The sequence below is a fragment of the Thalassobacterium maritimum genome, assembly GCF_031127805.1.
Taxonomy (GTDB): domain Bacteria; phylum Verrucomicrobiota; class Verrucomicrobiia; order Opitutales; family Coraliomargaritaceae; genus Thalassobacterium; species Thalassobacterium maritimum.
Window position 1 is genome coordinate 58,854 of sequence record NZ_JARXHW010000007.1, and the last position, 26,488, is coordinate 85,341.

General features: G+C 52.3%; 25 protein-coding genes and 1 tRNA gene. 8 read left to right on the forward strand and 18 right to left on the reverse strand.

Annotated elements, in window-relative coordinates; translation table 11 throughout:
• Window positions 1-16: 16 nt before the first annotated feature.
• The gene (locus tag QEH52_RS04690; RefSeq protein ID WP_308948912.1) at window positions 17-1,045 is read right to left on the reverse strand and encodes an AAA family ATPase; all 1,029 of its coding nucleotides are present in this window, start codon (window positions 1,043-1,045) and stop codon (window positions 17-19) included.
• A gap of 7 nt (window positions 1,046-1,052) precedes the next feature.
• Window positions 1,053-3,638 (reverse strand): DUF3857 domain-containing transglutaminase family protein, encoded by a 2,586-nt coding sequence (locus QEH52_RS04695; protein ID WP_308948913.1) that lies wholly within the window; start codon window positions 3,636-3,638, stop codon window positions 1,053-1,055.
• 308 nt (window positions 3,639-3,946) lie between these two features.
• Here QEH52_RS04695 and QEH52_RS04700 point away from each other — a divergent pair, with 308 nt between their 5' ends.
• The 3 genes from QEH52_RS04700 to QEH52_RS04710 all read left to right on the forward strand — a co-directional run bounded on the left by QEH52_RS04700 (window position 3,947) and on the right by QEH52_RS04710 (window position 6,510).
• On the forward strand, window positions 3,947-4,759 hold the full coding sequence (locus QEH52_RS04700) for an alpha/beta hydrolase (RefSeq protein WP_308948914.1): 813 nt from the start codon (window positions 3,947-3,949) through the stop codon (window positions 4,757-4,759).
• Between the two features lie 198 nt (window positions 4,760-4,957).
• Complete coding sequence (locus QEH52_RS04705) at window positions 4,958-5,980, forward strand: SDR family oxidoreductase (protein ID WP_308948915.1); 1,023 nt, start codon at window positions 4,958-4,960, stop codon at window positions 5,978-5,980.
• A gap of 62 nt (window positions 5,981-6,042) precedes the next feature.
• Window positions 6,043-6,510 carry a hypothetical protein gene (locus tag QEH52_RS04710; RefSeq protein WP_308948916.1) on the forward strand — a complete coding sequence of 156 codons (468 nt, stop codon included), beginning with the start codon at window positions 6,043-6,045 and terminating at the stop codon, window positions 6,508-6,510.
• Window positions 6,511-6,586: 76 nt separating this feature from the next.
• Here QEH52_RS04710 and QEH52_RS04715 read toward each other — a convergent pair whose 3' ends face one another.
• Entirely contained in the window at window positions 6,587-7,252 is a 666-nt protein-coding gene (locus tag QEH52_RS04715) for a class I SAM-dependent methyltransferase (protein WP_308948917.1), read from the reverse strand.
• A 103-nt stretch (window positions 7,253-7,355) separates the two neighbouring features.
• On the opposite strand from QEH52_RS04715, the gene QEH52_RS04720 reads away from it, so the two are divergent.
• Window positions 7,356-8,501 carry a phosphoserine transaminase gene (locus QEH52_RS04720; RefSeq protein ID WP_308948918.1) on the forward strand — a complete coding sequence of 382 codons (1,146 nt, stop codon included), beginning with the start codon at window positions 7,356-7,358 and terminating at the stop codon, window positions 8,499-8,501.
• A gap of 35 nt (window positions 8,502-8,536) precedes the next feature.
• Window positions 8,537-8,956 carry a thiol-disulfide oxidoreductase DCC family protein gene (locus QEH52_RS04725; RefSeq protein WP_308948919.1) on the forward strand — a complete coding sequence of 140 codons (420 nt, stop codon included), beginning with the start codon at window positions 8,537-8,539 and terminating at the stop codon, window positions 8,954-8,956.
• A 96-nt stretch (window positions 8,957-9,052) separates the two neighbouring features.
• Here the strand turns inward: QEH52_RS04725 and QEH52_RS04730 are convergent, their stop codons facing one another.
• The 6 genes from QEH52_RS04730 to QEH52_RS04755 all read right to left on the reverse strand — a co-directional run bounded on the left by QEH52_RS04730 (window position 9,053) and on the right by QEH52_RS04755 (window position 17,713).
• Window positions 9,053-10,756 (reverse strand): GspE/PulE family protein, encoded by a 1,704-nt coding sequence (locus QEH52_RS04730; protein ID WP_308948920.1) that lies wholly within the window; start codon window positions 10,754-10,756, stop codon window positions 9,053-9,055.
• Window positions 10,753-10,938, reverse strand: coding sequence for a hypothetical protein (locus tag QEH52_RS04735; protein WP_308948921.1), 186 nt, complete (start codon window positions 10,936-10,938; stop codon window positions 10,753-10,755). Before QEH52_RS04735 ends, QEH52_RS04730 begins: the two co-directional genes overlap by 4 nt.
• A 23-nt stretch (window positions 10,939-10,961) precedes the next feature.
• A complete protein-coding gene (locus tag QEH52_RS04740; protein WP_308948923.1) occupies window positions 10,962-11,345 on the reverse strand; it encodes a response regulator in 384 nt (127 codons plus the stop codon).
• A gap of 58 nt (window positions 11,346-11,403) precedes the next feature.
• Complete coding sequence (locus tag QEH52_RS04745; protein ID WP_308948924.1) at window positions 11,404-13,158, reverse strand: sensor histidine kinase; 1,755 nt, start codon at window positions 13,156-13,158, stop codon at window positions 11,404-11,406.
• A gap of 18 nt (window positions 13,159-13,176) precedes the next feature.
• Window positions 13,177-16,902: a chromosome segregation protein SMC gene (gene smc, locus QEH52_RS04750; RefSeq protein ID WP_308948925.1), complete on the reverse strand. Its 3,726-nt coding sequence runs from the start codon at window positions 16,900-16,902 to the stop codon at window positions 13,177-13,179.
• Between the two features lie 115 nt (window positions 16,903-17,017).
• Entirely contained in the window at window positions 17,018-17,713 is a 696-nt protein-coding gene (locus tag QEH52_RS04755; RefSeq protein ID WP_308948927.1) for a YggS family pyridoxal phosphate-dependent enzyme, read from the reverse strand.
• A gap of 94 nt (window positions 17,714-17,807) precedes the next feature.
• On the opposite strand from QEH52_RS04755, the gene QEH52_RS04760 reads away from it, so the two are divergent.
• Window positions 17,808-18,713 carry a LysR family transcriptional regulator gene (locus QEH52_RS04760; RefSeq protein ID WP_308948928.1) on the forward strand — a complete coding sequence of 302 codons (906 nt, stop codon included), beginning with the start codon at window positions 17,808-17,810 and terminating at the stop codon, window positions 18,711-18,713.
• Between the two features lie 17 nt (window positions 18,714-18,730).
• Here the strand turns inward: QEH52_RS04760 and QEH52_RS04765 are convergent, their stop codons facing one another.
• The 7 genes from QEH52_RS04765 to QEH52_RS04795 all read right to left on the reverse strand — a co-directional run bounded on the left by QEH52_RS04765 (window position 18,731) and on the right by QEH52_RS04795 (window position 23,174).
• The gene (locus tag QEH52_RS04765) at window positions 18,731-19,498 is read right to left on the reverse strand and encodes an MlaA family lipoprotein (RefSeq protein ID WP_308948929.1); all 768 of its coding nucleotides are present in this window, start codon (window positions 19,496-19,498) and stop codon (window positions 18,731-18,733) included.
• Window positions 19,479-20,105 carry an MlaC/ttg2D family ABC transporter substrate-binding protein gene (locus QEH52_RS04770; protein ID WP_308948930.1) on the reverse strand — a complete coding sequence of 209 codons (627 nt, stop codon included), beginning with the start codon at window positions 20,103-20,105 and terminating at the stop codon, window positions 19,479-19,481. Before QEH52_RS04770 ends, QEH52_RS04765 begins: the two co-directional genes overlap by 20 nt.
• 15 nt (window positions 20,106-20,120) lie before the next feature.
• Window positions 20,121-20,576, reverse strand: a complete 456-nt coding sequence (mlaD, locus tag QEH52_RS04775) for an outer membrane lipid asymmetry maintenance protein MlaD (RefSeq protein WP_308948931.1) — start codon at window positions 20,574-20,576, stop codon at window positions 20,121-20,123.
• Window positions 20,577-20,579: 3 nt separating this feature from the next.
• Window positions 20,580-21,353: an ABC transporter ATP-binding protein gene (locus QEH52_RS04780; protein ID WP_308948933.1), complete on the reverse strand. Its 774-nt coding sequence runs from the start codon at window positions 21,351-21,353 to the stop codon at window positions 20,580-20,582.
• Between the two features lies 1 nt (window position 21,354).
• Window positions 21,355-22,131 (reverse strand): MlaE family ABC transporter permease, encoded by a 777-nt coding sequence (locus QEH52_RS04785; RefSeq protein WP_308948934.1) that lies wholly within the window; start codon window positions 22,129-22,131, stop codon window positions 21,355-21,357.
• Window positions 22,132-22,413: 282 nt separating this feature from the next.
• Window positions 22,414-22,490: transfer RNA gene (locus QEH52_RS04790), tRNA-Arg, on the reverse strand.
• Between the two features lie 117 nt (window positions 22,491-22,607).
• Window positions 22,608-23,174, reverse strand: a complete 567-nt coding sequence (locus QEH52_RS04795; protein WP_308948935.1) for an iron-sulfur cluster assembly protein — start codon at window positions 23,172-23,174, stop codon at window positions 22,608-22,610.
• A 297-nt stretch (window positions 23,175-23,471) separates the two neighbouring features.
• Here QEH52_RS04795 and QEH52_RS04800 point away from each other — a divergent pair, with 297 nt between their 5' ends.
• Window positions 23,472-24,629: a hypothetical protein gene (locus QEH52_RS04800; protein WP_308948937.1), complete on the forward strand. Its 1,158-nt coding sequence runs from the start codon at window positions 23,472-23,474 to the stop codon at window positions 24,627-24,629.
• 17 nt (window positions 24,630-24,646) lie between these two features.
• On the opposite strand, the gene QEH52_RS04805 is transcribed toward QEH52_RS04800, so the two are convergent.
• Both QEH52_RS04805 and ppnP read right to left on the reverse strand, forming a co-directional pair.
• A complete protein-coding gene (locus QEH52_RS04805; protein ID WP_308948938.1) occupies window positions 24,647-25,159 on the reverse strand; it encodes a glycine cleavage system transcriptional repressor in 513 nt (170 codons plus the stop codon).
• 53 nt (window positions 25,160-25,212) lie between these two features.
• Entirely contained in the window at window positions 25,213-25,533 is a 321-nt protein-coding gene (gene ppnP, locus QEH52_RS04810; protein WP_308948939.1) for a pyrimidine/purine nucleoside phosphorylase, read from the reverse strand.
• A gap of 121 nt (window positions 25,534-25,654) precedes the next feature.
• Between ppnP and QEH52_RS04815 the strand changes: the two genes are divergently transcribed.
• Window positions 25,655-26,488: an NAD(P)-dependent oxidoreductase gene (locus tag QEH52_RS04815; RefSeq protein WP_308948940.1), complete on the forward strand. Its 834-nt coding sequence runs from the start codon at window positions 25,655-25,657 to the stop codon at window positions 26,486-26,488.

Below are 26,488 nucleotides of genomic sequence, written 5' to 3' on the forward strand. Positions count from 1 at the left end.
GATGCAGCAGCCGCGACTATTTGATGGAGGTAACAAGATCGGCCAGAATGGTATCGATGCTCACGCGGTCCGCCTCAGCTCGATAGTTGGCGAGCACACGGTGACGTAGAACGATAGGCACCGCTTGAGCAATGTCCTCGCGCGCCACATTAAAGCGGCCATCCAGAGCGGCGATTGCTTTGCCCGCCAGCGCCAAATACTGGCAAGCACGCGGTCCAGCTCCCCAGCGAATATACTTGCCGAGCGAACTCTCAGGTGACGCAGCTTGCGGACGGGTTCCTTGCACAATATCGACTGCAAACTCAGCAACCGACTGTGGCACGACGACTTGCCGAACAGCATGCTGCAACGCAAGGATTTCACTTCCAGTGATTACTTCATCCAGACTCACATCCTCATCGGTGGTGGTATTGAGCAAAATATCAACTTCTTCAGACCGGCTTGGATAGTCCAATTTCAAACAAAACATAAAGCGGTCCAACTGCGCCTCAGGCAAAGGATAGGTGCCCTCCTGCTCAATCGGATTCTGCGTCGCGAGTACGAAGAACGGCTTTTCTAATGCATAAGTGTGCCCTGCAACCGTGACCTGCTGCTCCTGCATGGCTTCGAGTAAGGCCGCTTGAGTCTTCGGCGGTGTTCGATTGATCTCGTCGGCGAGCAGTAACTGAGTAAACAGAGGCCCTTTGATAAAACGAAACTCACGCTGTCCGTCAGGCGTATTTTCGATCATTTCCGAACCGGTAATATCACTCGGCATAAGATCTGGCGTAAACTGAATACGCTGAAAATCCAGATCCATGATCTCCGCTAAGCTACGAACCAACAGAGTCTTGGCGAGACCAGGCACGCCCACCATCAAGCAATGACCGCGACAAACCAAGGCAATGAAAAGATCACGAATAATGTCTTCCTGTCCAATAATCCGGCGCTCGAGCTGACTTTTGACCTTCTCGTAAATTGCGGGAAGTGATCGAAGATGGGCGACGGTATCTTGCTCCAAAACGGACGCAGTATTGCCAGACGAAGCGGGTGATTGTGGTGTCATTGACATTTTATTGTGTATTCAGATTTTGATTTAAGGGAGCGTTTCGCAGACGTTGAATCCATTGCCGCAACTCGCGACGCACGATGCGATATTCAGACGGCATCACGCGGGGTACTTGCACATCGTAGACGGCATCACGCCGCCAGATGTTCTCATCTTCGCGCACATATGTAATCGACCACAAATGCCCAGGAAGTTCACGACGGTAATCTTCGCCGATCCATTGAGGAGCTTCTCCAGCACGATAATGCAACCGAACGGACTGTTGAAACACCACGCGCTGATTGTCGTTGAGCATAAGATCGCGGTTGCGTTCAGGCGCAGTAAAGTATCTGGACCAGGCGTCACCGAATGTGGGTAGTGATTCGACATCCGCTTCCGCTTCAAATTCGGCATGCAAAGTCATCGGACGACTGAAATCACTGGGATCGTTCACGTGCAAGGCCTGCAATGGCTTCACTGAAAAATCATCTGCCAGCAAGGCACTCGCCTGGTAAGATAGTTGCTGAGGGCTCGCCCCCATGAAGCGACGACGCGCATAGTAGCCCGGCAGGCCAGCCCAGGTCACCTTCAGTTCCCCCGCCCATATTCCATCTTCGCGCTGGTATAAATCCCATGCATATGTCTCGGCGGATTGCTCAGAGCGCCCCGCCGTCACCTCCATAAATCGGCTCGGTGAGCAATCAAAGACAAGAGCCTGACGCCCGACATTCCCCGGCGCAACAAAACCAAACGGCGTCGTCGTATCGGTCGAGTCTAACCACAGATCCTCCGTCTGCTCTTCAACCGCGGGGACATAAGCAATCGCATGGTTAAACTGCCATCCCGGGAATTCCGGATCTGTGCTCGACATGCGATTGATCAATACAAACTGCGCCTCGATCCCCATTTCTTTCAGCAAGGCGATCAGCAAATTGGCTTTATCCTTACAATCACCATAGCGATTGGTAATCGTCTGCTCCGGCGTGCGCGGTCGAAAACCGCCAATGCCGAACTCAATCGCGACATAGCGCAATGCATTGACAAATTCGTAAGCAGCACGGAGACGCTCCATCCGCGAGCCATAATTCGCCATGATCTCAGCGGCTTTAGCCTCGACCTGCGGCCCCCCGCTAAATGCCCCCGCTGAGATACGTAAATACCATTCGGAAAAAGCCTGCCAAGACTCCAACGAACTCACGCCCACCCATGCCATTAGCTCTCTCGCGGGTGGATCATAAGGCAAAGGCTCGTAGGCGGGAATGTCTTCAAAACTCCAGTTATAAACGTTCGAAAACTCCGTTTCGCTTTCGATCGCCTCTCCCTCGAGGTTTTTTAAGTAAAAGTGAAAAGTCGTCTTCAGCGGTAGTTTGAGCTCCAAAGACGCCTGCAGCACAGGAATCGATTCCTGGAGCGGGTATTCAATATAGAATTCAGGCAAACTATAATCGGCTTTGCGTGAAATCGTATAGCTCAACTCAACCACCGAACCGGGCAAAGCTTGCGGGAAAAAGAGCGTCGAAGTGCCAAAACTGTTCGCTTTAAACACCTCCGTATTTAAGACATACGAGACACCGTCCGGTAAAATGATACGAGCCCCCTCGACCTCGGTATCGACCGCGGGTGGATTCACCGCAAAACGATAGTTGCCCCACTCGTCGAAACTGGAGGGTTTGATCAAATACACGCGAGATCGGATTCGTTCTTGGCTGGAATGATCCGCGTTGACTGTTAATTCAACCGTGCGCTGCAGCACGAGCGCGTGAAAGCCATCGGGGTTGCGCTTCGACTGCGCGCTTTCGATCAACGCCAAGGAGGCGTCATCGGCCTCCACGCGAGCGAATAGTGCCTCTTTAAATTCCAACGGAATCTCAATATCCTGAGGCGAGACGGGCACAGGTGTCGCCGACTCCGTCTCCGATGCTGCCGCAGCAAGATCCGCAGCTTCTTCGAGCCCAAACGGCGCGGCAAGGATTTCGCCACGTACGGCATCATACAGGCGCGCATGCTCTCCCTGAGCCAGAGAGACAGACTCCAAATAACTCCTTAAGCGCTGGGCAGCAGTTGCAGCAAGCTGATGCAACGAGTCCGATGGAGCCTCCGCCAATGCAGTGATAAAAAACTCAGGAAAGCGCGGCACGTTCAACTCCCCCGCCTCCGTGGTTGCAGTCAGCACATCTCGATTTCCATGTGCTAGGTATGGAATATAAGCCCCGCTGCGTGCGGTCCCGATAAAAATCACTTGCTTGGCACGAATTGCGTCAAGCACTTCAGCAAGATCCACGGCGCTGAGCCGCGGCCCACGAATTTGAAATTCTGGCACATCTCGACGACCTAAGCCACTGTGGCCAAGCAAAATCAACCAAAACTCATCTGTCTCCGTCAGCCCCGCACTCAGTGACGCGATCGTTTTCAAAATAGTCTCACGGTCAGCAGTTTTGTTTGAAGTACCCCCCAATGTCTCGATTTGATCAGATTCTATGCCGCGAGCTTGTAACGCTTGCCGAGCCTGTACCACCATTTCTGCATACTTTACGTCCGCTTGTTCATTGCCCACCATACCGGTCACAATCACTGCGGAGCTAGCACCAGCCACCATTTGAATGGAAGTCATCAGAAACAGATAAAAAAACTGATGGAGCGATCGGAGGAACATTGTAGCGGGGCAAGGACAGTTGATTAGGTCATTCTTATAAAATACAAAAACAATCGTTTATATCAAAAACTTACATAGTCAAAGAATTTATAAGAAAGCTCACGATTCATAATTTGCATCACTAGAAAATCCTGTAGCTTGAATCACCACCACTAGAAAAACTGTGTTTATAACTTCGTATGACGGCTAAAACATAGGCTCATTTTCTTTACGAAAATATAATTTCAGATTGTATTTTAGATCACAAAGTAACTGAGTGATTTAATATGTTTAAAGAACCTTCGCAGCCCTTACACGAAACCGATCCTACGCTCAGCTCTGCGCGTTTATATCCATATTTTCTAGAAGATGGTGAAGACTTCGCTTGCGTGCTAGTCCTTCCAGGCGGCGGTTATTCCCATGTCAGCCACCAAGAAGGCCCTCCAGTCGCCGCTTGGCTGAATTCCATGGGTATCTCTGCCGCCGTGCTGGAATACTCGGTCACCTCTGAAGAAAGTCAAAGCACCTACCCCAAGCCACAACAACAAGCGCTGTATGCTATGCGCTGGCTACGTGCCAATGCGGAAGAACTGAACATCAAGCCCAGCAAGATCGGGGTGATTGGTTTTTCGGCAGGCGGCCATCTGGCGGCTTGCGTCTCGCATGGCTTTGACCGTAGCGAGTGGTTGATCGACCCCGATAATTGTCTGGCGGGCACTTCCGCCCGTCCGGATGCATCAATCTTATCCTATCCAGTCTTAAGCTCTAACACCGACTATTGCCATCAGGGCAGCATGAAGAACTTGTTTGGCCCTGGAGTGGATCGCGAACTGCTGGCAAGCGTATGCTGGGAAAAGCAAATACACTCGCATGCACCCGCCACTTTTCTCTGGCACACGGCAGAAGACCCGGTCGTCCCCGTAGAAAACAGCTACCATATGGCGATCGGCCTGCAGCAAGCGCAGATTCCCCACGAAGTGCATGTATTCCCGCATGGTCCTCACGGGCTGGGCCTCGTCAGTATTGCCGACCGTCGTCAAGGCAGCGCGGAGCAATGGCGGCCACTCGCAGAACGCTGGCTGCGCGAGCTCGGCTTCTAAGTTAGCCTCAGTCGAACCTTGTGCACTGCGAAGGCAGCTGTTTTAATGCGAAGATGCGCCTCACCAGCCAAGAACGCAAAAGTCTATCAGTCATCTTACTGATACTAGTGTTGGCTACGATTGCTTGGTGGATTTTTTAACCTATTGTCCGCCAGAATTGCTTGGTATTTTGAGCAAAGCTTGATTAGGCCTATGCCCATGCACGTACTTTTCATTGGAGGCACCGGAAACATCAGCGCAGCCAGCGTTCGTTTGGCCCTGCAACAGGGGCATACTGTGACCCTATTGAATCGCGGTAAGCGCCCACTGGAGGATTACGGTATTTACGGGGCCGAATCGATCGTGGCCGACATCCAAGACGAGGCGGCCACCCGTGCCGCACTCGAAGATCGCCACTTCGATGTCGTCGCCAATTTTATCGCATTTAAAGTGAGCGATATCGAGCGCGACATTCGATTGTTTCAAGGGCGTTGTGCGCAGTACATCTTCATCAGTTCTGCCAGCGCTTATCAAAAGCCGCTGGTACAGCCAATCATCACTGAATCAACCCCGCTCAAGAACCCCTACTGGCAATATTCGCGCGACAAGATCGCATGTGAAGACCGTTGCCTGCACGCCTATCGCGAGCAAGACTTCCCGATCACAATTGTCCGCCCCTCACTCACCTATGAGACCGTAATTCCCACCGCGATCGGTGGCTGGAGCGACTACACGATCATCGAGCGCATGCGCCAACGGCGCCCAGTGGTGGTGCACGGCGACGGTAGTAGCCTGTGGACGCTCACTCACGCCAGCGACTTCGCCAAGGGCTTCGTCGGCTTGCTCGGCAATCAACAGGCACTGGGCGAAGCCTTCCACATTACCTCCGACGAATTACTGACTTGGAATCAAATTTACGACGCTGTGGGCATTGCCGCCGGCACTGGACCGGTCGAGAAAGTGCACATCCCCTCCAGCTTCATAGCGAAACTGGAGCCCCGTGCCGAGGGCAGCCTACTCGGCGATAAAGCAGTGAGCTGCCTATTCGACAATACGAAAATCAAACGCGTGGTGCCAGGCTTCCAAGCCACCACCTCCTTTCAGGCAGGCATCCGGCAAACTCTAGCGTGGTTTGAGGCGAAGCCCGAACGGATGCAAACAGGTCCAGCCTGCCACCAACGGCTCGACCGAATCATCGCGGCGTATCAACCGTGTTATGATGCGCTGCGCCCTCTAGATTGAAGCGCACAGCGCGCATCAATTGACGTGCTATTTACCCCGACCTGCAATAGAAGCTTAGCATCATGCAAATTACACCCGCGATCCAAGCCGAAGCCAAGACCATCTTAGAGCTTTGCCAAGGCGACCTGATGGCCGCACTCAAAGTTGCGGAATCCCAACTCAACATTGTATACACCCGCGCGCAGGTTTTGATGAGCCTAGCAGGCATGGTCGTGACTGTGACTGGATTTTCCGGACGCCTGATCGCGGGCAGCAGTTCGGCCGCACAGATGTTTATCGTGGCGGGGCTACTCGTCTCACTTAGCAGCGCAGCATGGGTCTTTCGCCGTGTCATGCGTGTGCAATGGGTGACCAGCTTAGCCAGCCAAGACCGCGAGCATGCGCTCGAACACGCGCTCTACCGCCGCAACCGTAAGACGAGCGCCTATACGCTGGGCGGCACACTGCTTTTCATCGGACTGGTTCTTTATGCAATCGCCATAGCGCTCATGTTGACTAATCCAGTCGCGATCTCAGGCCCCGTCCGCTAAATTCATGTAACGCTGAGCTCCCCCAGATCGGCCACAGTCATCCAGTGGGCCATACTCTCGAGTGCCAGAGCCCAGATCAAACGGTCATCACGCGCGCTGGCATACGATACAGCGCGCTGAAGAGCAGACTCCCACATAAGCCATGGCGATGCACTTCACAAAATTCAGTGGCTTGAACAGCTCGTTCAAAATCAGGTAAAACACGTGCGCTCAGGCCCGCAGACAGACCAAAAAAACCGTATAAGACCCTCAACCAGAATCGAGCGCGCAGACGCCGCCAACCGCGGCTCGGAAGGCAAAAGTCCGACAATAGCCAATAAGCCGAATCACAAGCGCAAGCATTCAACTTCGCCACAGACGCACGCATCAAGGCATCCTCAAAATTGTCCAAAAAGAATAGCGTGACAATGAGATCATAAGCCGCCTCTGGCAACTCGGCCTCCAGCAGCGGCTCCTGCCTAAATGCAATACGTTCCGATGCCAGACCAGCCCGCCGCAAGCGAGCTTGCGCACGTGCAACCATACCCGCACTCGGCTCCACCACTGTGATGTGGGCCGTCGGAAATAAGCGCGCGAACTGGAGCAAAAACGAGCCATCCCCCTCTCCAACGATCAGGACACGCTGCGGCTGCGTCATGGCCGCCAAGCGATCCAATTGGCCCGTGCGTGCACGCTGCAAGGCGCTGCCCATCGTGCAACGCTCGATGCACTGATAAAAAGGAGCGAGGCGAGAGTAGTTCATTCTTCGTAAAAATCAGAAATATTGAAATTTGCACATCCTATTTTTTGCGAAACCGACTCTCGACATCCAGATGCGAACTCCTAATTTCGGACACCTTTCAACCATGAAACCAAGCACAAAGCCAAATCGCCCATTCTTCTCATCTGGACCTTGCAGCAAGCGTCCTGGTTGGTCGCTCGACGCGCTCAACGAGGCACTCGTCGGCCGCTCCCACAGAGCTAAACCAGCAAAAGCTCGCATCGAGGAAGTCATCGAAAAATCGGCCTCCATCCTCGGTCTGCCCGAGGGCTATGTCTGTGGCATCGTCCCGGCATCCGACACCGGCGCAGTCGAAATGGCCTTGTGGTCGCTACTGGGCGAACGCGGCGTTGAAATGTGCGCCTGGGAATCATTCGGCTCCGGTTGGGTCACGGATGTGCTCAAGCAACTGAAATTAGATAATGTGACCAAGCACGAAGCCGACTACGGCCAACTGCCCGATTTTTCAAAGGTAAACTGCGATAACGACGTCGTCTTTACATACAATGGCACCACCTCTGGAGTGAAAGTCCCCAACCTCGATTGGATTCCAGCGGACCGCAAAGGCTTGACTATTTGCGACGCGACATCGGCAGTCTTTGCAATGGACATCGACTACAGTAAGTTGGATGTAGTGACATGGTCTTGGCAAAAAGTTATGGGCGGTGAAGGCGCACACGGCATGATCGTGCTGAGCCCCCGTGCCATTGAACGTCTAGAGAGCTACACGCCGGCATGGCCTCTGCCCAAAATCTTCCGCATGACTAAAGGCGGCAAATTGATCAAAGGCATCTTTAGCGGCGCCACCATCAACACCGTTTCGATGCTTTGCATCGAGGACGCAGTCGACGGCCTACGCTGGGCAGAGAGTATCGGCGGCTTGCCCGCACTGATCGAACGCTCCGAAGCCAACCTTAAGGCCATCGCGGACTGGGTCGCTAAGACTGACTGGATCGACTTCCTGGCTGAAGACGCAGCCACCATTTCCAACACATCCATCTGCCTCAAAATTACAGCCGATTGGTATCAAGCACTGTCCGCAGACGAGCAAGCAGCCAAAGCAAAGGAACTAGTCAGCCTGCTGGACAAAGAAGACGTCGGCTACGACTTCGGCAGCTACCGTGACGCACCCGCAGGTCTTCGCATCTGGGGCGGCGCCACAGTCGACACTGCAGACATCGAGGCACTCTTGCCATGGCTGGACTGGGCCTTTGCCGAGATTCAGGACTAAGCGAGAATTGCGGCTTGAGGAAATAGTTTCGTGAAGTGAACGACCCTCGAGATGCGATCCTTTTTTACGACGGGGAATGCGGGCTTTGCCAGCGCTCTGTGCAGTTCTTATTACGACGCGATCGGGGCGAAGTGCTCTACTTTGCCCCGATTCAAGGCGTGACCGCGCAGCAGTACCTATCTGCGCATTTAAGGACCGCCCTATCATCGGTGATTTACCTGCGGCCAACGACAGACGGCCAGCCGGCTAAGACTTTACTACGCTCGGATGCAGTGTTGTGTGCCTTGATTGACATGCATACTGCTTGGCGCTACCCAGCCTACTTGGCCCGTTGCATCCCTCTGACTTGGCGCGACGCGATTTATCAATGGATCGCGAATAATCGAGATCGGCTCTGGCGTCGGCAGACTTGCCTGCGACCGAATCCCAAGCAAAGTAAGCGCTTGCTCCCCTAGCCCTTTAATCACTCACAGAGCAAGCGACAACGATCCGACTACGATCCGGCAACGATCCGGCAACGATCCATAGGATGCGAACAGCGCGAACAGCAGCTAGCCGACCCAATCGAAGGCGGCATGCGACTCGAGCTCTTGCACGGTGGTAAAGCCGAGCAAGACTTTCTTCAAACCATCGTAGCGGAGTGGACGGTAGCCCACTTTCTTCGCAGCTGCAGCCAATTCCGCATCGCTACCGCCAGACAAAATGAGTCCGCGCATTTCCTCTGTGATCAGCGCCATTTCATGAAACGCAATCCGACCACGATAGCCCGAATTCCGGCAATGTGGGCAGCCGCGCCCTTCGTAAAAAATAGGCGCTTCCACTTCTTTATAATCGTAGAAAAACTTAGCGAGGACTTCCTCATCGGGCGTATACGAACGCTTACAATGCTCACAGATACGTGCAGACAAACGCTGCGCCAGGACCGCCAGTAACGAGGGCGCCACCATGTAGGGCTCGACGCCGAGTTCGACCAAACGGACGACAGCCTGGATCGCATTATTAGTGTGCAAAGTGGAAAAGACCAAGTGGCCCGTCAGTGCAGCTTCGGTTGCGATTTTCGCGGTCTCTAAGTCACGGGTCTCCCCCACCAAGATCACATCAGGATCTTGACGCAGTAAAGAACGCAACAGTGAAGAAAAGTTCAAATCAATCTGCGCGTTCACCTGAGACTGAATGATTCCTTCCATCTGTGTTTCGACGGGATCTTCAATCGTGCAAATGTTGACCTCGGGCGTATTGATCTCGTGCAAGGCCGCATATAAGGTGCTGGACTTCCCCGACCCCGTCGGCCCGGTCACATAAATCATGCCGTTAGGATTACGAATAACTTGCTTGAACGGCTCCAGAATCGACTGCGAGATCAGCATCTGATCCAGCGAACGAAAATCCTTCTTCCCCGTAAGAGCGAGAATACGCAACACCAACTTCTCACCATAAATAGTGGGAATGGAGGACACCCGAAAGTTTACCTGCTCTGTGCCAAGCGGCACGGAAAAGCGGCCATCTTGCGGGAAACGTGCTTCCGCGATATTGAGATGACTGAGGATCTTAATGCGCGACTTAAGCGGTGCATGTAAGGCAGCTGCGATGGTGAAGGCATGTTGTAATCGACCGTCGATGCGAAAGCGAATATTGGTCGAATTTTCGCGTGGCTCCATGTGTATGTCGGAGGCACGTTCTTTAATCGCGAGGTAAAGCAACGCATCGCAAAGACCGATAATCGACTTCGATTCGCTCATGCGCTCGAGTTCTTCCGGCTTTAGTTTCGCGAGAATCGCGCCTTGGCTCTTTTCCAGCTGCTCGATTAACTCTTCGACACTCTGGTCGCTACTATAATGCAGCTCGATTGCGGCTTGCACCTCGGAGCTCAAACAAAAGACAGGGCTGATCTCTTTTCCGGTGATCGCAGCAAGGCGAGTGATCAAGGCCTGATTATGTGGATCAGGCATGGCCACCGTCAAGGCCGACTCGATCACATACAGGGGCATCACATTCCCCTTACGTGCGATTTCGATAGGTATGCTGAAGATGGCTTCTTCGCTAATGATCGTAGAAAGTGGGTCGACGTAAGCCGCCTCGATGCGATCACTCCATAGGCGACAGCCCACCTCTTTCTTGATGTAAGCTTCCTCGATTAAATACTCAATCAAAGCCAATGAGTTTTCCTCCGCGCTCAGCAATGCACGGTCATACACTTCGTTTGAAAGTGTGACGTGGTGCTTCTGTAGCAGCTGTTCGCGAATCGTTATACTCATTTCTTCTTTTTCTTCTTTCGAACCTGTTTGCCGAACATTTTATTAATTTCGGTCGCATCCACAAGTTCGCGGCCCAAAGCGGAATCTCTGCGGTCGATGGCAACTTCCTCCATGATCTCTTTTAGCGAATAGCGCACGCCCTGCGGTATACTGGAATGGGGCTGCTGTGTATCTTCGCTCATGATCGATCTACAATATCATTAATTTATTCGCCCCAGATCTCTTCGATCAGGTTATTAATTGTCTCCACGACGATTTCCTTCTTCATGTCTTTACGCAAATAGTAGGAAGCACCGCACTCGACGCTCTTTTCAACTGCTTGGCGTGAAGCCACCGAGGAAGCCATGACCACGACAGCCTCGTCATCGTACTCCACGATCTCTTTCAGCGCCTCCAAGCCTTCTTTAACCGGCATATTCACATCCATTAGCACAAGCTCTGGCTTCCAGCGCTTATACAGATCGATGCCTTCTTGCCCATTTGCGGCCTCATAAATTCGCTCGAAACCAAGTTGTTTCAAGATCAGCTTGAGATAAGCACGCAAGTGAGCTTCGTCATCAACAATCAGGGCTGTAATCGGTCGGCTCATATTGAAGCAGTTTTTTTAAGTAATACGCGCTGTCGAGCATGAAACTGGGCAAAATCCCTTAGCCGAGTTTTCTAATGAGTGTAAACGAAGTGCCCTTGCCCAGCTCGCTGTGCACCTGCACCTGCATACCGAGGCGTTCACTCATTTGCTTAACGATGTAAAGACCTAGGCCCAACGAGGATTCATTGTCGGTGGGCTTGGAAGACAAACGCACAAATTTACCAAATAATTTGTCCAAATCGTCATCTTTGATCCCGCACCCGGAATCCGAAATCTCGAGCTCCAAAAGCGAATCGACACAGCGTGTGGTGATCCCGACCTTACCGAACTTGGGCGTGTATTTGATCGCATTGCTAATCAAATTACTAATGCAGACATCCAACCAATCGTGATGACTCTGTAGATGCACTCCTTCCGTTTGCTCTAAATTGATCTGCACATGGATGTTTTTGTGTGCCGCTTGCGGCAAAAATTGTGCCAGCACAGACTCCACCACTTCATTGAAAATCAGATCCTCCGTCGCCACCGGGCCGTGAAAGCTCTCCATCCGTGACACATCCAGCAAGCGCTCGGTTAAATCCAGCATCCGGATGCCGCATCTTTTGATATCATCGATAAACTCATCGCAAGTAAACTCATCGAAGCCGCCCTCTGCCAAATCACACAGCCCGATCACTGAATTGAGTGGATTACGTAGGTCGTGTGCGAGCACACCGATAAAATCGTCCTTTTCACGATTCATCCGTTCTAGCGTGCGATTAGCGATTGCCAAGTCTTCAGCGGTGGCCAAGAGCTCAAACTTCTGCTTTTCATTCATCGCATTGGTCCGACTCAGTGCTTCGTTTTGCACCTCGAGTCGACCTTGCTGGCGCTTGATCGCTGCGATGCAGATGTAAGCCACGATACAAGTCACCAACAGCGCCAAGGAGATATTGACGAACAACTGCTCCTTCACCGGCGCTAGCATCGCGGCCTCGCTTTGCTCCACGATCAGGTACCAATCCAGCTCCGGGACATAGCGACAGTGCAATAAGCGGTTCTCACCGTCGCGTCGATAACTCAGCTGGCTCCCCTGGTCATTTAGCAAGTCAGAAACATGCTCGCCTAAGCCCTCGATTTCTTTCAGGTGAGTATGCTTGAGCAGGGGGCTATTCATCGGGCGTAAGACGATCTTCCCCTCTGCATCGGTAAAGTAGATCTGCCGCTCGTATTTGGCTTCGTAGCGACTGATCAAATTATTGACACTATTCACGGTAAGCCCCACGCCAGTGGCTCCGATAAAATTACCGTCGTAATCAAATGTCCGGTAATTGATAAAGATCGTCATCTCATCCGCATTGGCCAAATCGGGGTCTACATTAATCTCATACGCATCCTCCATGTCACGCACCCGATAGTACCACTCATCGCGCGGCTCAGATTCACGAACCGTTTTTAGTAAACCATATGAATGATAATACTTTTGAGTCTGCTCCGACACGAAAAACGAAGTAACGGTGGCATACTTAATTTTAATCTCATGCAGGTAACGCGTAATCGCATCGTCATCCAGCTCACCCGAAATCGCCCAATCGCGTAGGAAAGTGTCATGCGCCATCAAGGAGGCAATAAACACAGGCCGCAAGAGATCGCGCTGAATTTCGGAATACACATTGTCCGAGGTCAGTGGCAGTGTACTCTCCGTGATCGTATCGCGAATATTACCACGCGAGACGAGATAGCTGCTAATACTAATGAGTAAGAATCCGGCCAACAATAAGAGGCTAACGAACCACGCCCAACCAAAGCGCTTAGAAAAAATGTTTCCGACCATTAAAAAAATTTAGCAAGATTAGAAAGGTTGCTGATTTTCGTCAGCTGCGATCTCGGGACGTTTATGATCCTTATTAAACCGCATGGATAGCAAGGTGGAGACCCCCTTCTCTGGCATCGTGACGCCGAAGACGGTATCCGCATTGGAAATCGTGCGTTTATTGTGTGTAATGATCAAGAACTGAGATTTATCGGTGAATCCGTGCAGAGTATCACAGAATCGTCCAATATTAGCGTCATCCAAGGCAGCGTCAATCTCATCGAGCACACAAAAAGGACTGGGCTTGACCATATAGATGGCGAAAAGTAAGGCAACAGCCGCCATGGTGCGCTGCCCACCAGAGAGCAGTGTCACACTTTTCAGGCGGGTACCCGGGGGGCGCGCGATAATATCAATCCCCGACTCTAGCGGGTCATCAGAGTCAACCAAAACGAGGTCGGAATCGCCTCCGCCGGAAATTTTGCCATAGGTGAATGCAAAATTCTTCTTCACTTGTTCGAAGGTATCGCGGAAGAGGGCCTGAGAGGTCTCGTTGATTTCGTCGATAGTCTCGACCAATTTGTTTTTTGAATGATTCAGGTCTTCGCTCTGGCTGAGCAAGAAATCGTGCCGATCTTTCAAATCGGCGTATTCGCTAATAGCGTCCAGATTGACGGGGCCCATATTAGAGATGCGGCCCTTGAGTTCACCGACCTCGGTTTCGATGGTGGACCAGTCGGTGTGGTCCATCTCGGCCAGCTCTTCTTCGCTGGGGTCGCGGCGCTCTTGCTTGGGTTGCGCCGCCAGCTGATCGGGGTCATCTAACTCGTCGAGATTGACCCGTTTTTCGAACTCAACATTGCCCTCCCAGAGCTCCGCCTTCCAGTCCACTTGTGATAGGTCGATCTGATACTCTTCCAGCGCGGTGTTTTGAATAAATCCAAGCTGCGAGCGCTCTTCGGCCAGACGAATTTCAAGTTTGGTTAAGTCTTTATCCAAGCCGCGGCTCTCATTGCGACGCCCTGCGAGTCCTTCATCAATTTCATTGATCACCGCGTCGATGCCTTGTAGCTGCTCGCGATCTTTGTCGAGTTCATCATTTGCGATGGCCAAGGTTTTGGCCAACTCGACACTCTTATTGGCTTGGTGCTCGCTCGACTGCTTCAATTGTGCAATCTGCTCGTTAATGGTATCAATTTCCTGATGTCGACGCACGATTCGGTGCTCTAAGCTGGCGGTCTCTCGCTGCACTTCACTCAAAGCACGGTCGACGGATTCCAGTCGTTGCTTCTTCTCCGCCAATTCGAGGCGCACATCCGAGAGCGCCTCACGTCTGGCATCACGCTGCTGACGAGCCTCATCAATCGCGGCCTCGAGGTCGCTGCCCCCCTGGCGCTCGTCTTTCAGACTTTGCTCTGCACCCGCAAGTTCCTCCCGGGCATTTTCCAACTCGGTAATCGAATCACCATGTTTCTCATCGAGGCGAAAAATCTCGTCTTCGGCCTGACTGCGCGTGCGAGCGTTTTGCTCGATTTTTTGCCTTTGATTGCGCTCTTCGGCCACCAGACCGGAGACCTCACTGGCCAGATCGCCTAAGCGCTTACGCTGCGCTTCCACCGTGGCTTCGGCCACATTACGTCGTTCCTCAAGTGTTTCGGCTTGTCCCCGCAACTCTTCGAGTGCCGCACGCTCGGCGCCGATCTCTTGACGCAAACTGCGAATCTCAGACTCACGCTCCAGCACACTGGAAGATTTTTTACCCGTCGTACGCCCACCGTGGATCAGGCCACGACAATCAACGGTCTCCCCGTCACGAGTGGCAACCAGCAGGAAATCGAAATCTGGCTGCGCCTGCCAATACGTGAGAAACGACTCTAAGCTATCTGCAAAGTAGCAGCCCGAAAGTAAACGATCCACCGGCGCTTGCAGCTTAGCATCACGCACCGTCACCACATCCGCAGCGGCAACCAATCCTGCCGGTAGTTCGCCGACAGCGACAGCACGGCCCGGCGGTAGGTCAATTTGTAAGCAAGCACGCCCTAAAAAGTCGGCATCCAGCTTGCCAATGACGGAGAGTGCGGTGGCAGAATCACCGATATACAATGCGTCCGCCGCCGATCCCAGTAGAGTCTTTAGAGCGGTGGTGTAGGTGCTATCGACCTTAAGTTCCTTTGAAATAATCGAGACACGATCCTGCGAGACCACATCGTGTAATTTATCCCCAAGGATCGCCTTCGCGCCCTCACCAAAGCCCTCAAACTTAGCCTGCAAGCTCTCGAGCACATTGAGTTGAGCCGTCTTGCGCGCGATGCCACGGTCTTGCTCTTGAATGCGCTCCTGCAAGCTGCGATATTGCGTCAAAATCTCGCGCGAATCCGCACGTGCTTCTTCAACCGCTTGTTCACTGCTGGCCTGTTCCGCGCGGCGCCGCTCAAGTAGGCCTTGAACCTCAGCTAAGCCCTGCTCCAGAGCCACGACTTCTTCTTTTAAATTCAGCGCACTCTCGGTCAAAGAGGCGTGCTTGACTTGGTAGGTCTTGAGGTCGACTTCGAGTGTGGTGCAGCGTGAGCGTGCACGGTTGATACGATTTTCTGCGGTCAGTAGATCTTGGCGACGCTTTTTAAGCTGCCCTTCCATGGCGGCAAGTTGTTCCTGCGCGGCGGCCAACTCTTGGTTACGCTCACGAAAGATACGGTCGGAGTCATCCACCACTTCGAGGTGCATTTGCTTATTCTCGCTCTCGTCCTTCGCACGGGTGGCGAGTTCCGCTTTCTGCTGCTCCAAGTCGGCGATCTCTTTTTGATACTCGGAGATGCGCGCCACCATATCCTTAGAGCGAATCGTGGAAAACTCGGACTGATTATCGGCGTTCTCTTTTTCGGAACGCAAATTATAGACGCGCTGCTGCAACTCTTCCATTTTTTGCGCAAGCCCCGCGCGCTGCGCCTTCTTTTCCATCAGAATGGACTCATCACGCTCCAGCGAACCAGTGTGCGCTTCTACTTGCTTACGCAGTCCAGAGGCTCGCTCAGCCAACTGAGTGATTGACTGGCTCAAGTCGGAATGACGATAAGCACTATAGGCCAGGTCAAGGTGAGTCAAACGATGTTTAATACGCTGGTAACGTAGCGCCTTGCTGGCTTGGCGCTTTAAAGAGCCGATCTGTCGAGATACTTCATCGATGACATCTGTCACCCGAGCCAAATTGGCATCGACGAGCGCCAGCTTACTGAGTGCTTCCTTGCGCTGTGCCTTGTAGAGCGTGATCCCCGCAGCCTCTTCGAAAATAGTGCGACGCTCGGCGGGGTTGGTCGACAAAATCTGGTCAATCTGCCCCTGCAACATGAACGAGTAAGACACACGCCCCACCCCTGTATTGGCAAAGAGTCGTTGAATATCCTTCAAGCGCGACACCTTGCCGTTGATATAATAATCGCTGCCCCCATCACGGCTGACGCGACGTGAAATAGCCACCTCGTTAAACTGAGTGCCCAGTTCCGCCTCACAGTCGGTAAAAGTCAATTTGACCTCGCAGGTCGGCAAGCCCTTACGCTTGTCGGTGCCTTCAAAAATCACGTCTTGCATAGATGCGCCACGTAGCGCCTTGGCACTTTGCTCCCCCAGCACCCAACGAATCGCATCCACGATATTACTTTTACCGCAACCATTCGGTCCCACCACAGCAGTCACGCCTTGGCGCAGATCCAAACGAGTGCGGTCGGCAAAACTCTTAAAGCCACTAATGACAATCTCTTTAAGATACATATTCTAAATTTTGATGCGATTGTGGGGGTAGAAAAACCGCTAACAACAAAGTGCCAGAGAAGGCCCCGCAACTCTAAAAAGCCGAGCCTAAATGGCACACCCGCGTATAATCCTCCTAATATTCCCGCTCACCAAAGAGCGCCGTGCCGACTCGAATCTGAGTGGATCCAGCTGCAATGGCCGCTTCGAGATCGCCCGTCATCCCCATCGAAAGCTCCGGCAGCGGCACCGCAAAACGCTCCGTTAAAGAATCCCTCAGGCAGCGCAAAGCTTCAAAGGCCGCCCGCGCGACATCAGGATTCTCGCTCAAGGGCGCAATCGTCATCAGCCCATCGACCCGTAAGTGCTCTAGCCCCAGCGCCGTTTCTAACACGAGGTCCGCTTCCGATACCTTAAAACCGTGCTTGTTGGGGTCCTCCCCTGTGTTGCACTGTAATAATATAGCCAGAGTCTTGTCTTGCTCCCCCGCGAAACGATCTAAGCGACGAAGCAACTTTAAGGAGTCCACCGACTGAATACGGTCAAAAATCGCCACCGCATCCTGAGCCTTATTACTCTGTAAATGCCCAATTAATTCCCATTGTAGCCCCGTATTGCATGAGCTGTGCTTATCGGCAGCCTCTTGCACACGATTTTCGCCAACTGCGCCCATCCCACTGCGCAGCACATATTCCACCGCAGCCACCGGATGGTTCTTAGTGACAGGCAGCAACCTTACGGCATCCACAGGTCGCCCACTGCGCTCGCAAGCTTGGACCATTCGGGCTCTGACAGCCGATAAGTTTTGCTCAAAAATAGAGTAATCAATCATAAGTTATTCAGAAAATTTATTAATAAAAAAAGATGCATTAGAATCGCTTAATTTATTATTGCATTTCAATAAGCCTCAGTTATACAAATATCTCATGCACGTCGAAAATTTCAAAATATTCTCAGATTTAGTTGAGAGCGAAAGCTTTTCTCGCGCCGCGAAGCTAAACGGCATCACCCAATCTGCGGTGAGCCAGCAACTGCGGGCGATGGAGAAGCACTTTAGTATACTAATCGTAGATCGCAGTCAAAAGCAATTTCGTCTAACACGTGAAGGGCAAAAACTGTATGAATCCGCCAAGGAAATCCTCTATCTCTACGACAAGCTCAACAGCGAGTTGCAGGAGATGAAGAAGGTCATCAGCGGCACGATCCACATTTCGACCGTTTATAGTATCGGCCTGCACGAGTTGCCACCGTATGTGAAAGCATTTTTATCCAAATATCCGGAAGTCAACATTCGGGTCGAATACCGTCGCGCCAACAATGTCTACGAAGACATTCTCACCAACTCCATCGACTTGGGCCTGGTTGCATACCCGCAAAAGCATAAGCAACTCGAAGTGCTGCCCTTCCACGACGACATTTTGGTGCTCGTAGTCAGTCCGGAGCATCCCTTGGCCGGCAACAGCAATGTCACTCTAGAAGAAATCTCCGACCAGAAATTCATCGGCTTCGAGCCTGATATTCCTACTCGTAAAGCGACCGATCAGATCTTCCGCGAAGCCAACTTGGAGATGGAGCCCGTCATGGAGTTCGACAATGTCGAAACCGTCAAGCGCGCTGTCGAAATCAACGCCGGGATCGCCATCTTGCCGCAGACCACCGTGACCCGCGAAGAGGCGCAAGGCCTGCTCAAGGTGATCAAATTTAAAGATCAGGTCTTCAAACGCCCACTCGCGCTCATCCACCGCAAGGGTCGCGTGCTGACCCCTGCGATGAAAAAGCTCATCGATCTACTGACATCGAAAGATCTTAATAGTCTGGAAAGCGAGAGCTAGCAAATCGGATCGCCCGACTATTCTGCAATCGCGCCGCGGCGGAATTGGGTATAGCCGTTCTTCATCGAGCTATAAGGGTCGATTGCGCTCCCCTTCAGCTGCTTATAGCGCTGAAGGATTTCGGGACTCTTTGCAACAAACTCAGAGCCTGAAAGCGCAAGACGCGCCTCCCAATCCCAGTCATCAATCAAGCTGAAGGGTTCCTTCAAAGGATTCACCGAACGATCACCGATCAAGCCCCCTAAGTCGCGTAAATTGGACGGCCCCAACAGCGGTAAGATTAAGTAAGGCCCTTCTCCGATGCCCCAAGCTCCCAGCGCTTGGCCCACATCTTCTGATTTAATCGGCGCAAAGCCCTCAATAGAATCCGCAGGTGTCAGGATGCCTGCAATCCCGAGGGTACTATTAATCGCAAAGCGCCCCGTTTCCACCCAAGCGCCCTTTAGTCGGCCCTGTAAAAGATTGCCCGCTAAACGGACTGGATATTTCAAATTATCGAAGAAATTACTCGCGCCACGCTCAATCGGGTCCGGTGTAATGGCAGTATAGCCATTCACCACGGGTTCTAGTAGCTGTAAATAAACAAAATCGTTAAACTCGAAAGTGTAGCGATTCACTACTTCCAAAGGATCATACACATCGGAGCTCGAGGCCACATCCTCGTAATAAAAGTCCTCGTCCGAGAGCGTGCTGCCTTGTGCAGACAAGCTTTGCAGGCCCGTAAGGCCCAGCAGTGCAGCTCCCATAACAGGAGCGATAAAAAATTTAGATTTTAGTGTCTTCATTGATCTCATCTTGTTGCAGTAGTTCCTTCAATCGAGTAATCAGCTCAGCGCCTGTTCCCTTACGAAAATGATCGTCTAATTGCTCACGGTAATTGGAGACCACACTCACATTTTCCGCCACAATATCGTAAATCTGCCAACCAGACTGCATTTTGCGCAAACGATAGAGCACGTAAAAAGTCTTACCGTCTAAGAAAATCTTGGACTCGATCTCCATACGCCCCTCAGAGGTCGTAGTAACTTCTCCCAATGTAACTTGCGGGCGCCCTTTACCTTTCAGCCCTTTCACGTAGGCTTTGAGTACCAGTTGCTTCACTAATTCCAAAACCTCTCCTTGTTCACGCGGACTCAGCACGCCCCAGTTACGGCCGATCGCCCGGCGTATGATCACGTCCAGATCGTAACTGGCTTCTATGGTTTGACGCACCTTTGCCTGTTTTTCTTCATCAGAGAGGCTCGCGCAACAGTCAGAATAAATGACATTGAGCGCCGCATCGATCGTGCCCTGTAGCTTGGCACGCTGGGCCTCTTCAGCCGAAACTGAAACGCTGCTAGCGCCCCAAATGAGACTCAGTAGTAAAATCGCTTTAGTTAAATATTTGAGCATAATAATGTGGGTAAGCTATTCAGACTTCTCGTCAATACCTCCAAGGGCAAATCGGCTAATCAAGCTTTCGATATCAAGCGCCGACTCGGTGTCAACAATTTCGTAGCCAGGCTCCATCGGCATGCCGCCACCGGGCGAGAGGTTGATATAACGGTCGCCGATCAGCCCGGCCGTCTTCACAGAGGCAATCGTATCTTCGTCCAATTCCAAGGAATTGGGCAGCTCTAGCGTAACGATCGCATCAAAACGTTCATTTAAGACGACCTCCTTGACCGTCCCCACTCGCACGCCAGCAATCTCGACACGGCTGCCTGGATTCACACCGCTCGCACTACTAAAGCGAGCCGTAATCGTGTAGCGATCGCTACCAAAGAAACGTGCCCCCCCCACCTGGATCGCCAGATAAAGCACGGCCGCCAGCCCCACGAGCACAAAACAGCCCACGAAAAATTCAATGCTACGATTATTCATAAATTACTGAGTCCCTCCAAACTGAGCGGATGCTTTCCGGCCATAGTTTGCCTTACTTAAAAACCCCGACAAAGCCGTCTGCGCCTCCGAGTTCAAGGCCTCGGGCGGACCACAAAATTGAATGCGGCCTCCGTCCAACCAAGCCACTTGATCGCTGATCTCAAAGACTTCCGGAATATCATGACTGACCAAAAGCGCAGTAAACCCAAAGCGCTCACGATAGTCCGCAATCATTTCAAACACGCTATACTTACGCTCGGGATCCAGCCCTGTGGTCGGCTCATCGAAAAGCACCACCTGCGGCTTCGTAATCAAAGCCCGCCCGAGGGCCACTCGCTTCTTCATGCCCCCCGAAAGCTCGCCGGGGAAACGATCCGCGGCATCGCTCAATTCCAGCTGCTGCAGCATCGCACTCACCCGCTGCTGGATATCCACCCGCCCCAGCTTCGTCGCCTCACGCAAAGGCAGCGCAACATTATCAAAAGTCGACAGCGAATCAAACAAGGCGTTATTTTGAAACATGTAACTAAAAGACACGCCCGCATCACTATTCGCGCGCCGCCGACTCTGCGAAATCGCCTGCCCGTCTAACTGAATCGTGCCCGCATCCGGCTGCAGGAGATTTGCGATACATTTTAGTAGCACCGACTTACCAATGCCGCTCTTGCCAATGATCGTGGTCACCGAAGCTGCCGCCACGTCCAGATCGACCCCATCCAGCACACGCTTGTCTCCAAAGTGCTTCTTAAGACCACGAATTTTGAGAAAGGCATCCATACTACAAAAGAAAAGAAGTGATTAAATAGTCCGCCGCCAGCACCATTACACTCGACCACACCACCGCGCGCGTGGCCGACTCGCTCACCCCGCGCACTCCGGGGAACGAGGCCTTGCGGTGTGTGTTAAAGCCACGATAGGCACAAATCGAAATCGTCAATAGGCCGAAAACCAGCGACTTAATGTAGCCCCCCTGCACATCCGCCCAGCTGACGCTCTCAAACGCACGGTTCCAATACACGCCCGCGTCTAAATTCAAAAGTACCGAGCCCGTCAAATAGCCCCCAAAAATCCCAATTAAATCGAAGACCGCAGTCAAAATCGGGAAACAAATCAAAGTCGCGACCAGTCGCGGCCCCACTAAAAAGCCCAGCGGGTCGATACTCATCGTCTGCAAAGCATCAATCTGCTCATCATTACGCTGAATCCCCAGCTCTGAAGCCATCGCCGAGCCCGCTTGCCCGACCACCATCAAGGCAGTCAAAACAGGCCCCAACTCACGAATGAGCGAAAGCGCCACCGCCGTGCCCAATGCCGACTCCGCTCCAAACTTCACCAAAGTATAATAAAGCTGCAGCCCCATCACCAAGCCAGTGAACAAGCCCACCGTCGCCACAATTGGCAAACAGCGCACACCGATCTCATGGATCGCCTGCGTCAACTTAGCCAAGCGGCCACGTTGCACAAAAAATCCACGGAGCGCCTCCAAGCCAAAGAGAGAAATTTCTCCCAGCTCAAAGACCACACTGAGTGCTGAGCGTCCAAGCGTGCGTATCATAATAAAGGGTTGAGTGTATATAAAAGGGCGTATCCGAAAGAGCGAACGATGAGATATGACATAACTCCCCCTCCCAATGGAAGCCGAACTTTCGAAAATTTAAACCACAAGGGGCTCATTCGCCACCAGAGTCAACCACTCGCAGAGAGTTCAGCTTTCAATCGCTTGGCTACGCGATCCAGCTAAAGCTGGCCCCTGCTCCGCTCACTGCGTTCGCTACGTCGAACCCCCGAGTGGATTCTCATCCCAGTTCCGCTTCGCGGTAATCGCATGACTACGCAATGGCAAGGGCGCTGGGATTCGAACCCAGGACCGTCGGTTTAGAAAACCGATGCTCTATCCAACTGAGCTACACCCTCATTCCAAAAGCTGGTAATGTGTACTCGTTCAGCCAACTGGCAAGACAATCTAATCAGTCAAAAGCTAAAATTAAAACAGAATTAAGCGGCCGCATCAGCGAAGGACTTCGCTAGCCTCTACTCTAGCCCTAGTTTCTGGCGGCCAGCTTCAGAAATCATATGCGGGGTCCAGGGTGGATCCCAGACGATATCGACTTGGGCCTTTGAGACGCCAGTCAGTGCTTCAATATTCTTTTTGGCGTCCTCCGCAATGACTGGGCCCATGCCACAGCCTTGGGCCGTCAAAGTCATTTTAACCTCAACCTGGTGCTGGCCCTCCGCATCTGGTTGGCTCAATTGCAGATCATAAATGAGCCCTAAATCCACAATATTGACAGGGATCTCGGGATCGAAGCATCCACGCATGGCATCCCACACGAGCTCTTCACTAAAAGGCACATCACTATCCGCCGACTGCTCAGCTTCAACGCTAGCATCGAGCTGAGCCTGAGCTTCAGCTCCAAGCGCATCCCAATCACGGCTCGAAAGGCGGTAAAGCCCCGAGTCTGTGCGTATGGTGACTGTACCACCAAGTGCTTGCGAAATGACTGCGCGCGTGCCTGAGCTAAGCACCTTAATCTCTCCCGCTGGAATGATTGTGGCCTCGGTATCGCGAACAAGAGTTAATTCTTCGTTAAACTGCATAGAACTCAAAACAGCATAACCACGACTAATGTCAATCCACAGCGGAGATAAAGCTTGCACCATTTACGAAACAGCCGGGCCAGAACAGAGGAATATACTTGGCAATGTGCCATTGCTGTTGAAATACTCTCTCTTTTCATCCCGTCCACATCCCCATATCATACAATGCTCCGATCCAAAATCAGATCCTACGCAAAGTCTCTCCTTCTAGCTCTGTCCCTACTGCCAGCACTTACACATGCTGCCAGCAACGATGAGGCCATAGATCTAAGTATCCTAAAACAAAGCGATACTTTAATGCCTTACATGACAGCGTCCCAGAAGATGCAGTATCTGCGCTTAGAACGTGCAATCGACTCGGCACAGTCGGATTTAAAGAGCGGTCAATACTTAGCGAATAGCAAGCCCTCTAATTTAAATCCCGAGCAAGATGTGCAACCGCTCATCGAACGTGGCAAACTGCTCATTGAAAGCGCTCAGTTGCAGATAAAAAATTCTCAACAAGGACTGGTTGAACTCTTACAAATCGTACAACAGCAACAATCCCATCAGGTCGCAGTGGATTTAAAGCGCTTCGATTACGACCTCGAATCAGCCAACTACGACGATGCAATCACAGTGCTTTGTAAACGACTTCTAAATACCTGTTGGGAACTCGGTTATGAAACCCTCTTTTTTGATGGCGTCTTTATTCAAGACAGCGAGAGTACGCAGCGATCCAGCCCCGAGTTACACAACAACACCTACGACCAACTCATCAAAATTGATGGCACAGCGTTTAGCGTCACGATTCCAGTGGATTTCCAGCTAAAGCCCGACACCACTGGCTCCACCAGCAGTATCTTTGAATATGAGAATGCACCCATTTTCAAAGATGACAAAAAGGCTTTGCTAGTGATCGAAATGATACAACCCGCGGGCTCCAGTTCAGGGCTACTCTCCTTGCGAGCCATCGACCTGGGCACGCAGCAAATTGTCGCGCACCACTTGATCAAAATCAAAGACTCCGCTGAAAAGCTAGGCTTAGAAAGCGAGAATCTAGTTGATCGCACACCTGACCAACTCAAATTACGTGACGAAGCGAATGCATTGGAAACCCTGTCCAATCTAGGTGATCTTTACATATTTAAGGTGAGCTCCGAATTCGAGAACACAATTGTTAACGAATTGCTGATACACACACTGCTCAAAGAGAAGACACTTAAAATTACCGATAGTGACTTCATTTTGCGCGCCTACGGCGCAGCCCTGACAACGCCCGAAAGCTGGCAAGGTCACTCGAATGCGCAACTAACAATCAATGCAGACAGCTCGATCAACCATTACAAGCTTGTCGCTTTAGCTGATAACAGCGACCGAGTGCTGCCCTGCGGTACGCTACAGTTAACTAATAGCAATGCCCCCGAAACAGTCACAGATACTGCGGAAGCAAGCGAGGAAACTGCAAAAAATTAGAGACTGACAACCGCCTCTTAATCTAAGAGGCGGATATCGACCATCACATCTTGAGCGATTTGCTCTAGACGTGCACGAATCGCTTCGCGATCGATTTCAGGATCACAGCCCAAGCGGGCCTTGGCTTCAAAAAGCATGCCGCCCGAACTGGGCGCGCTGTAAGCGCGCGTGCTGAGCTCCTCGACATTGACGCCTGCGAGTGCCAGCGCCTTAAAGACATCGCGCACGATGCCCGGTTGGTCACTGCCCACCACTTCCAAGTCAAACTGACGCAGTGGCTCCGCCGGAGAACAGGTCGAGCCAGCTGCGATCATGACATCGAGGTCGCTAATCGTGCGCAAGGCGATCTCCAACTCTTGTTGTAAATCGCCCGCAACAGTGACTTCCAGCAGGCCGACAAAACGTCCGGCCAGATGTGCCATCCGGCAGTGCTCCCAGTTGCCACCGTGCGTCGCGATCACATCCGCGAGTTTTTCGACAAGTCCTGCGCGGTCCTGTCCACTAATCGTTAGAACTAATACGCCATCCATAGCAGCTAAACTAGCCAGTCGCTGCCCGAGCGCAAGCGTACAAAATGCAGTGGCTACGAGAGATAGGTGCAGCAGTAATCAGCGCCGCCCTCAGCAACTTTCAAACTGAACTTAGAGTTACCTGGGACATTAAAGGACTGTCCTTCCGCGTAGGTATTCCACTCATCGCTGCCGTCGAGCTTCACATCCATCGAGCCGCCCAGCATCTCCATCAACTCGGGTGCTTCCGTGCCAAACTCGTAATCACCAGCTTGCATAAAGCCGAGGGTCTTCTTCGAGCCATCGGCGAACTGCACCGTGCGGCTAGTGACTTGGCCGCCGAAATATACATTGGCCTTTTTGATGATGGTGACGTTTTCGAATGTTTCAGACATGCGCTTAGTTCTCTGAATGCACGCGCGTCTGTCGATCAAAAATATGAGCTCGCGCCAAACAAAGCACGCAAAGAGTCGGCACTGCGTTTGACATCTGCTTCGGAGACCGAATCCTGAGAGCATGAGCGAAATAAAAGTAGCCGTCATCGGCTTGGGAATCATTGGATCCACTTGGGCACAGCACTACGCTTCAGATAACCATCTGGTAGCCAGCTGGAACCGCACACCTAAGCCACAGCTGGACTTGAAACAGACGGACTTGGCGGGCTGCGCCGCAGCGGCGCAATATCTACAGCTATGCTTGTACGACGCGGACTCGGTGCGGGACGTTTTAAAACAACTCCTGCCCCACCTCAACGCCAGGCACGTGGTGATTCAATCTTCGACCATCGACGGCGAAAGTGCGCGCGAGTTTGCAGACATGGTGCAAGCCACTGGCGCACGCTACTTAGAGGCCCCTTTCACCGGTAGTAAGCCTGCCGCCGAGCAGCGCCAGACAGTATTCTTCTTGGGCGGCGATGCCTCCTTAGTGGCAGAAGTGGAGCCCCTGCTCGCCACTGTCTCCAATAAGCGCTTCCATATTGGAGAGCCCCAGCAGGCGACCGCCATCAAGCTGGCCATGAATCTGCAAATCGCCAGCCTAAGCCAAGCACTCTGTGAGGGCATTACCCTCGCACGCGGCGCCGAGATCAGCGACGACTGCTTTTTCGATGTGCTACGCGCCAACGTAGCTTGGTCCGGCTTGGCAGAATTAAAGGAGCCCAAGCTGCGCGAGGCAGACTACAGTCCGCAATTTTCAGTCAAAAACCTGCACAAAGACATGCGTTTGGCCAAAAAGACAGCCAAGCGCGAGCTGCCTCAACTAGAGCGCACTTTACAAACCTTAGCCGCCACCGAGGCTGCGGGCCACAGTAAGGAAGATTTCATTTCCATGATCCGCTTGCTGGAAGATTAA

Excerpts from the sequence above, each read along its gene's own strand:
- QEH52_RS04785 (WP_308948934.1), bottom strand. The coding sequence starts at position 22,131 with ATGATACGCACGCTTGGACGCTCAGCACTCAGTGTGGTCTTTGAGCTG.
- QEH52_RS04720 (WP_308948918.1), top strand. The coding sequence starts at position 7,356 with ATGAAACCAAGCACAAAGCCAAATCGCCCATTCTTCTCATCTGGACCT.
- ppnP (WP_308948939.1), bottom strand. The coding sequence starts at position 25,533 with ATGTCTGAAACATTCGAAAACGTCACCATCATCAAAAAGGCCAATGTA.
- QEH52_RS04740 (WP_308948923.1), bottom strand. The coding sequence starts at position 11,345 with ATGAGCCGACCGATTACAGCCCTGATTGTTGATGACGAAGCTCACTTG.
- QEH52_RS04710 (WP_308948916.1), top strand. The coding sequence starts at position 6,043 with ATGCAAATTACACCCGCGATCCAAGCCGAAGCCAAGACCATCTTAGAG.
- QEH52_RS04700 (WP_308948914.1), top strand. The coding sequence starts at position 3,947 with ATGTTTAAAGAACCTTCGCAGCCCTTACACGAAACCGATCCTACGCTC.
- QEH52_RS04770 (WP_308948930.1), bottom strand. The coding sequence starts at position 20,105 with ATGCTCAAATATTTAACTAAAGCGATTTTACTACTGAGTCTCATTTGG.
- QEH52_RS04705 (WP_308948915.1), top strand. The coding sequence starts at position 4,958 with ATGCACGTACTTTTCATTGGAGGCACCGGAAACATCAGCGCAGCCAGC.
- QEH52_RS04715 (WP_308948917.1), bottom strand. The coding sequence starts at position 7,252 with ATGAACTACTCTCGCCTCGCTCCTTTTTATCAGTGCATCGAGCGTTGC.
- QEH52_RS04815 (WP_308948940.1), top strand. The coding sequence starts at position 25,655 with ATGAGCGAAATAAAAGTAGCCGTCATCGGCTTGGGAATCATTGGATCC.
- QEH52_RS04805 (WP_308948938.1), bottom strand. The coding sequence starts at position 25,159 with ATGGATGGCGTATTAGTTCTAACGATTAGTGGACAGGACCGCGCAGGA.
- QEH52_RS04755 (WP_308948927.1), bottom strand. The coding sequence starts at position 17,713 with ATGATTGATTACTCTATTTTTGAGCAAAACTTATCGGCTGTCAGAGCC.
- QEH52_RS04690 (WP_308948912.1), bottom strand. The coding sequence starts at position 1,045 with ATGACACCACAATCACCCGCTTCGTCTGGCAATACTGCGTCCGTTTTG.
- QEH52_RS04765 (WP_308948929.1), bottom strand. The coding sequence starts at position 19,498 with ATGAAGACACTAAAATCTAAATTTTTTATCGCTCCTGTTATGGGAGCT.
- QEH52_RS04795 (WP_308948935.1), bottom strand. The coding sequence starts at position 23,174 with ATGCAGTTTAACGAAGAATTAACTCTTGTTCGCGATACCGAGGCCACA.
- QEH52_RS04730 (WP_308948920.1), bottom strand. The coding sequence starts at position 10,756 with ATGAGTATAACGATTCGCGAACAGCTGCTACAGAAGCACCACGTCACA.
- QEH52_RS04800 (WP_308948937.1), top strand. The coding sequence starts at position 23,472 with ATGCCTTACATGACAGCGTCCCAGAAGATGCAGTATCTGCGCTTAGAA.
- mlaD (WP_308948931.1), bottom strand. The coding sequence starts at position 20,576 with ATGAATAATCGTAGCATTGAATTTTTCGTGGGCTGTTTTGTGCTCGTG.
- QEH52_RS04745 (WP_308948924.1), bottom strand. The coding sequence starts at position 13,158 with ATGGTCGGAAACATTTTTTCTAAGCGCTTTGGTTGGGCGTGGTTCGTT.
- QEH52_RS04695 (WP_308948913.1), bottom strand. The coding sequence starts at position 3,638 with ATGACTTCCATTCAAATGGTGGCTGGTGCTAGCTCCGCAGTGATTGTG.
- QEH52_RS04735 (WP_308948921.1), bottom strand. The coding sequence starts at position 10,938 with ATGAGCGAAGATACACAGCAGCCCCATTCCAGTATACCGCAGGGCGTG.
- QEH52_RS04760 (WP_308948928.1), top strand. The coding sequence starts at position 17,808 with ATGCACGTCGAAAATTTCAAAATATTCTCAGATTTAGTTGAGAGCGAA.
- QEH52_RS04780 (WP_308948933.1), bottom strand. The coding sequence starts at position 21,353 with ATGGATGCCTTTCTCAAAATTCGTGGTCTTAAGAAGCACTTTGGAGAC.
- smc (WP_308948925.1), bottom strand. The coding sequence starts at position 16,902 with ATGTATCTTAAAGAGATTGTCATTAGTGGCTTTAAGAGTTTTGCCGAC.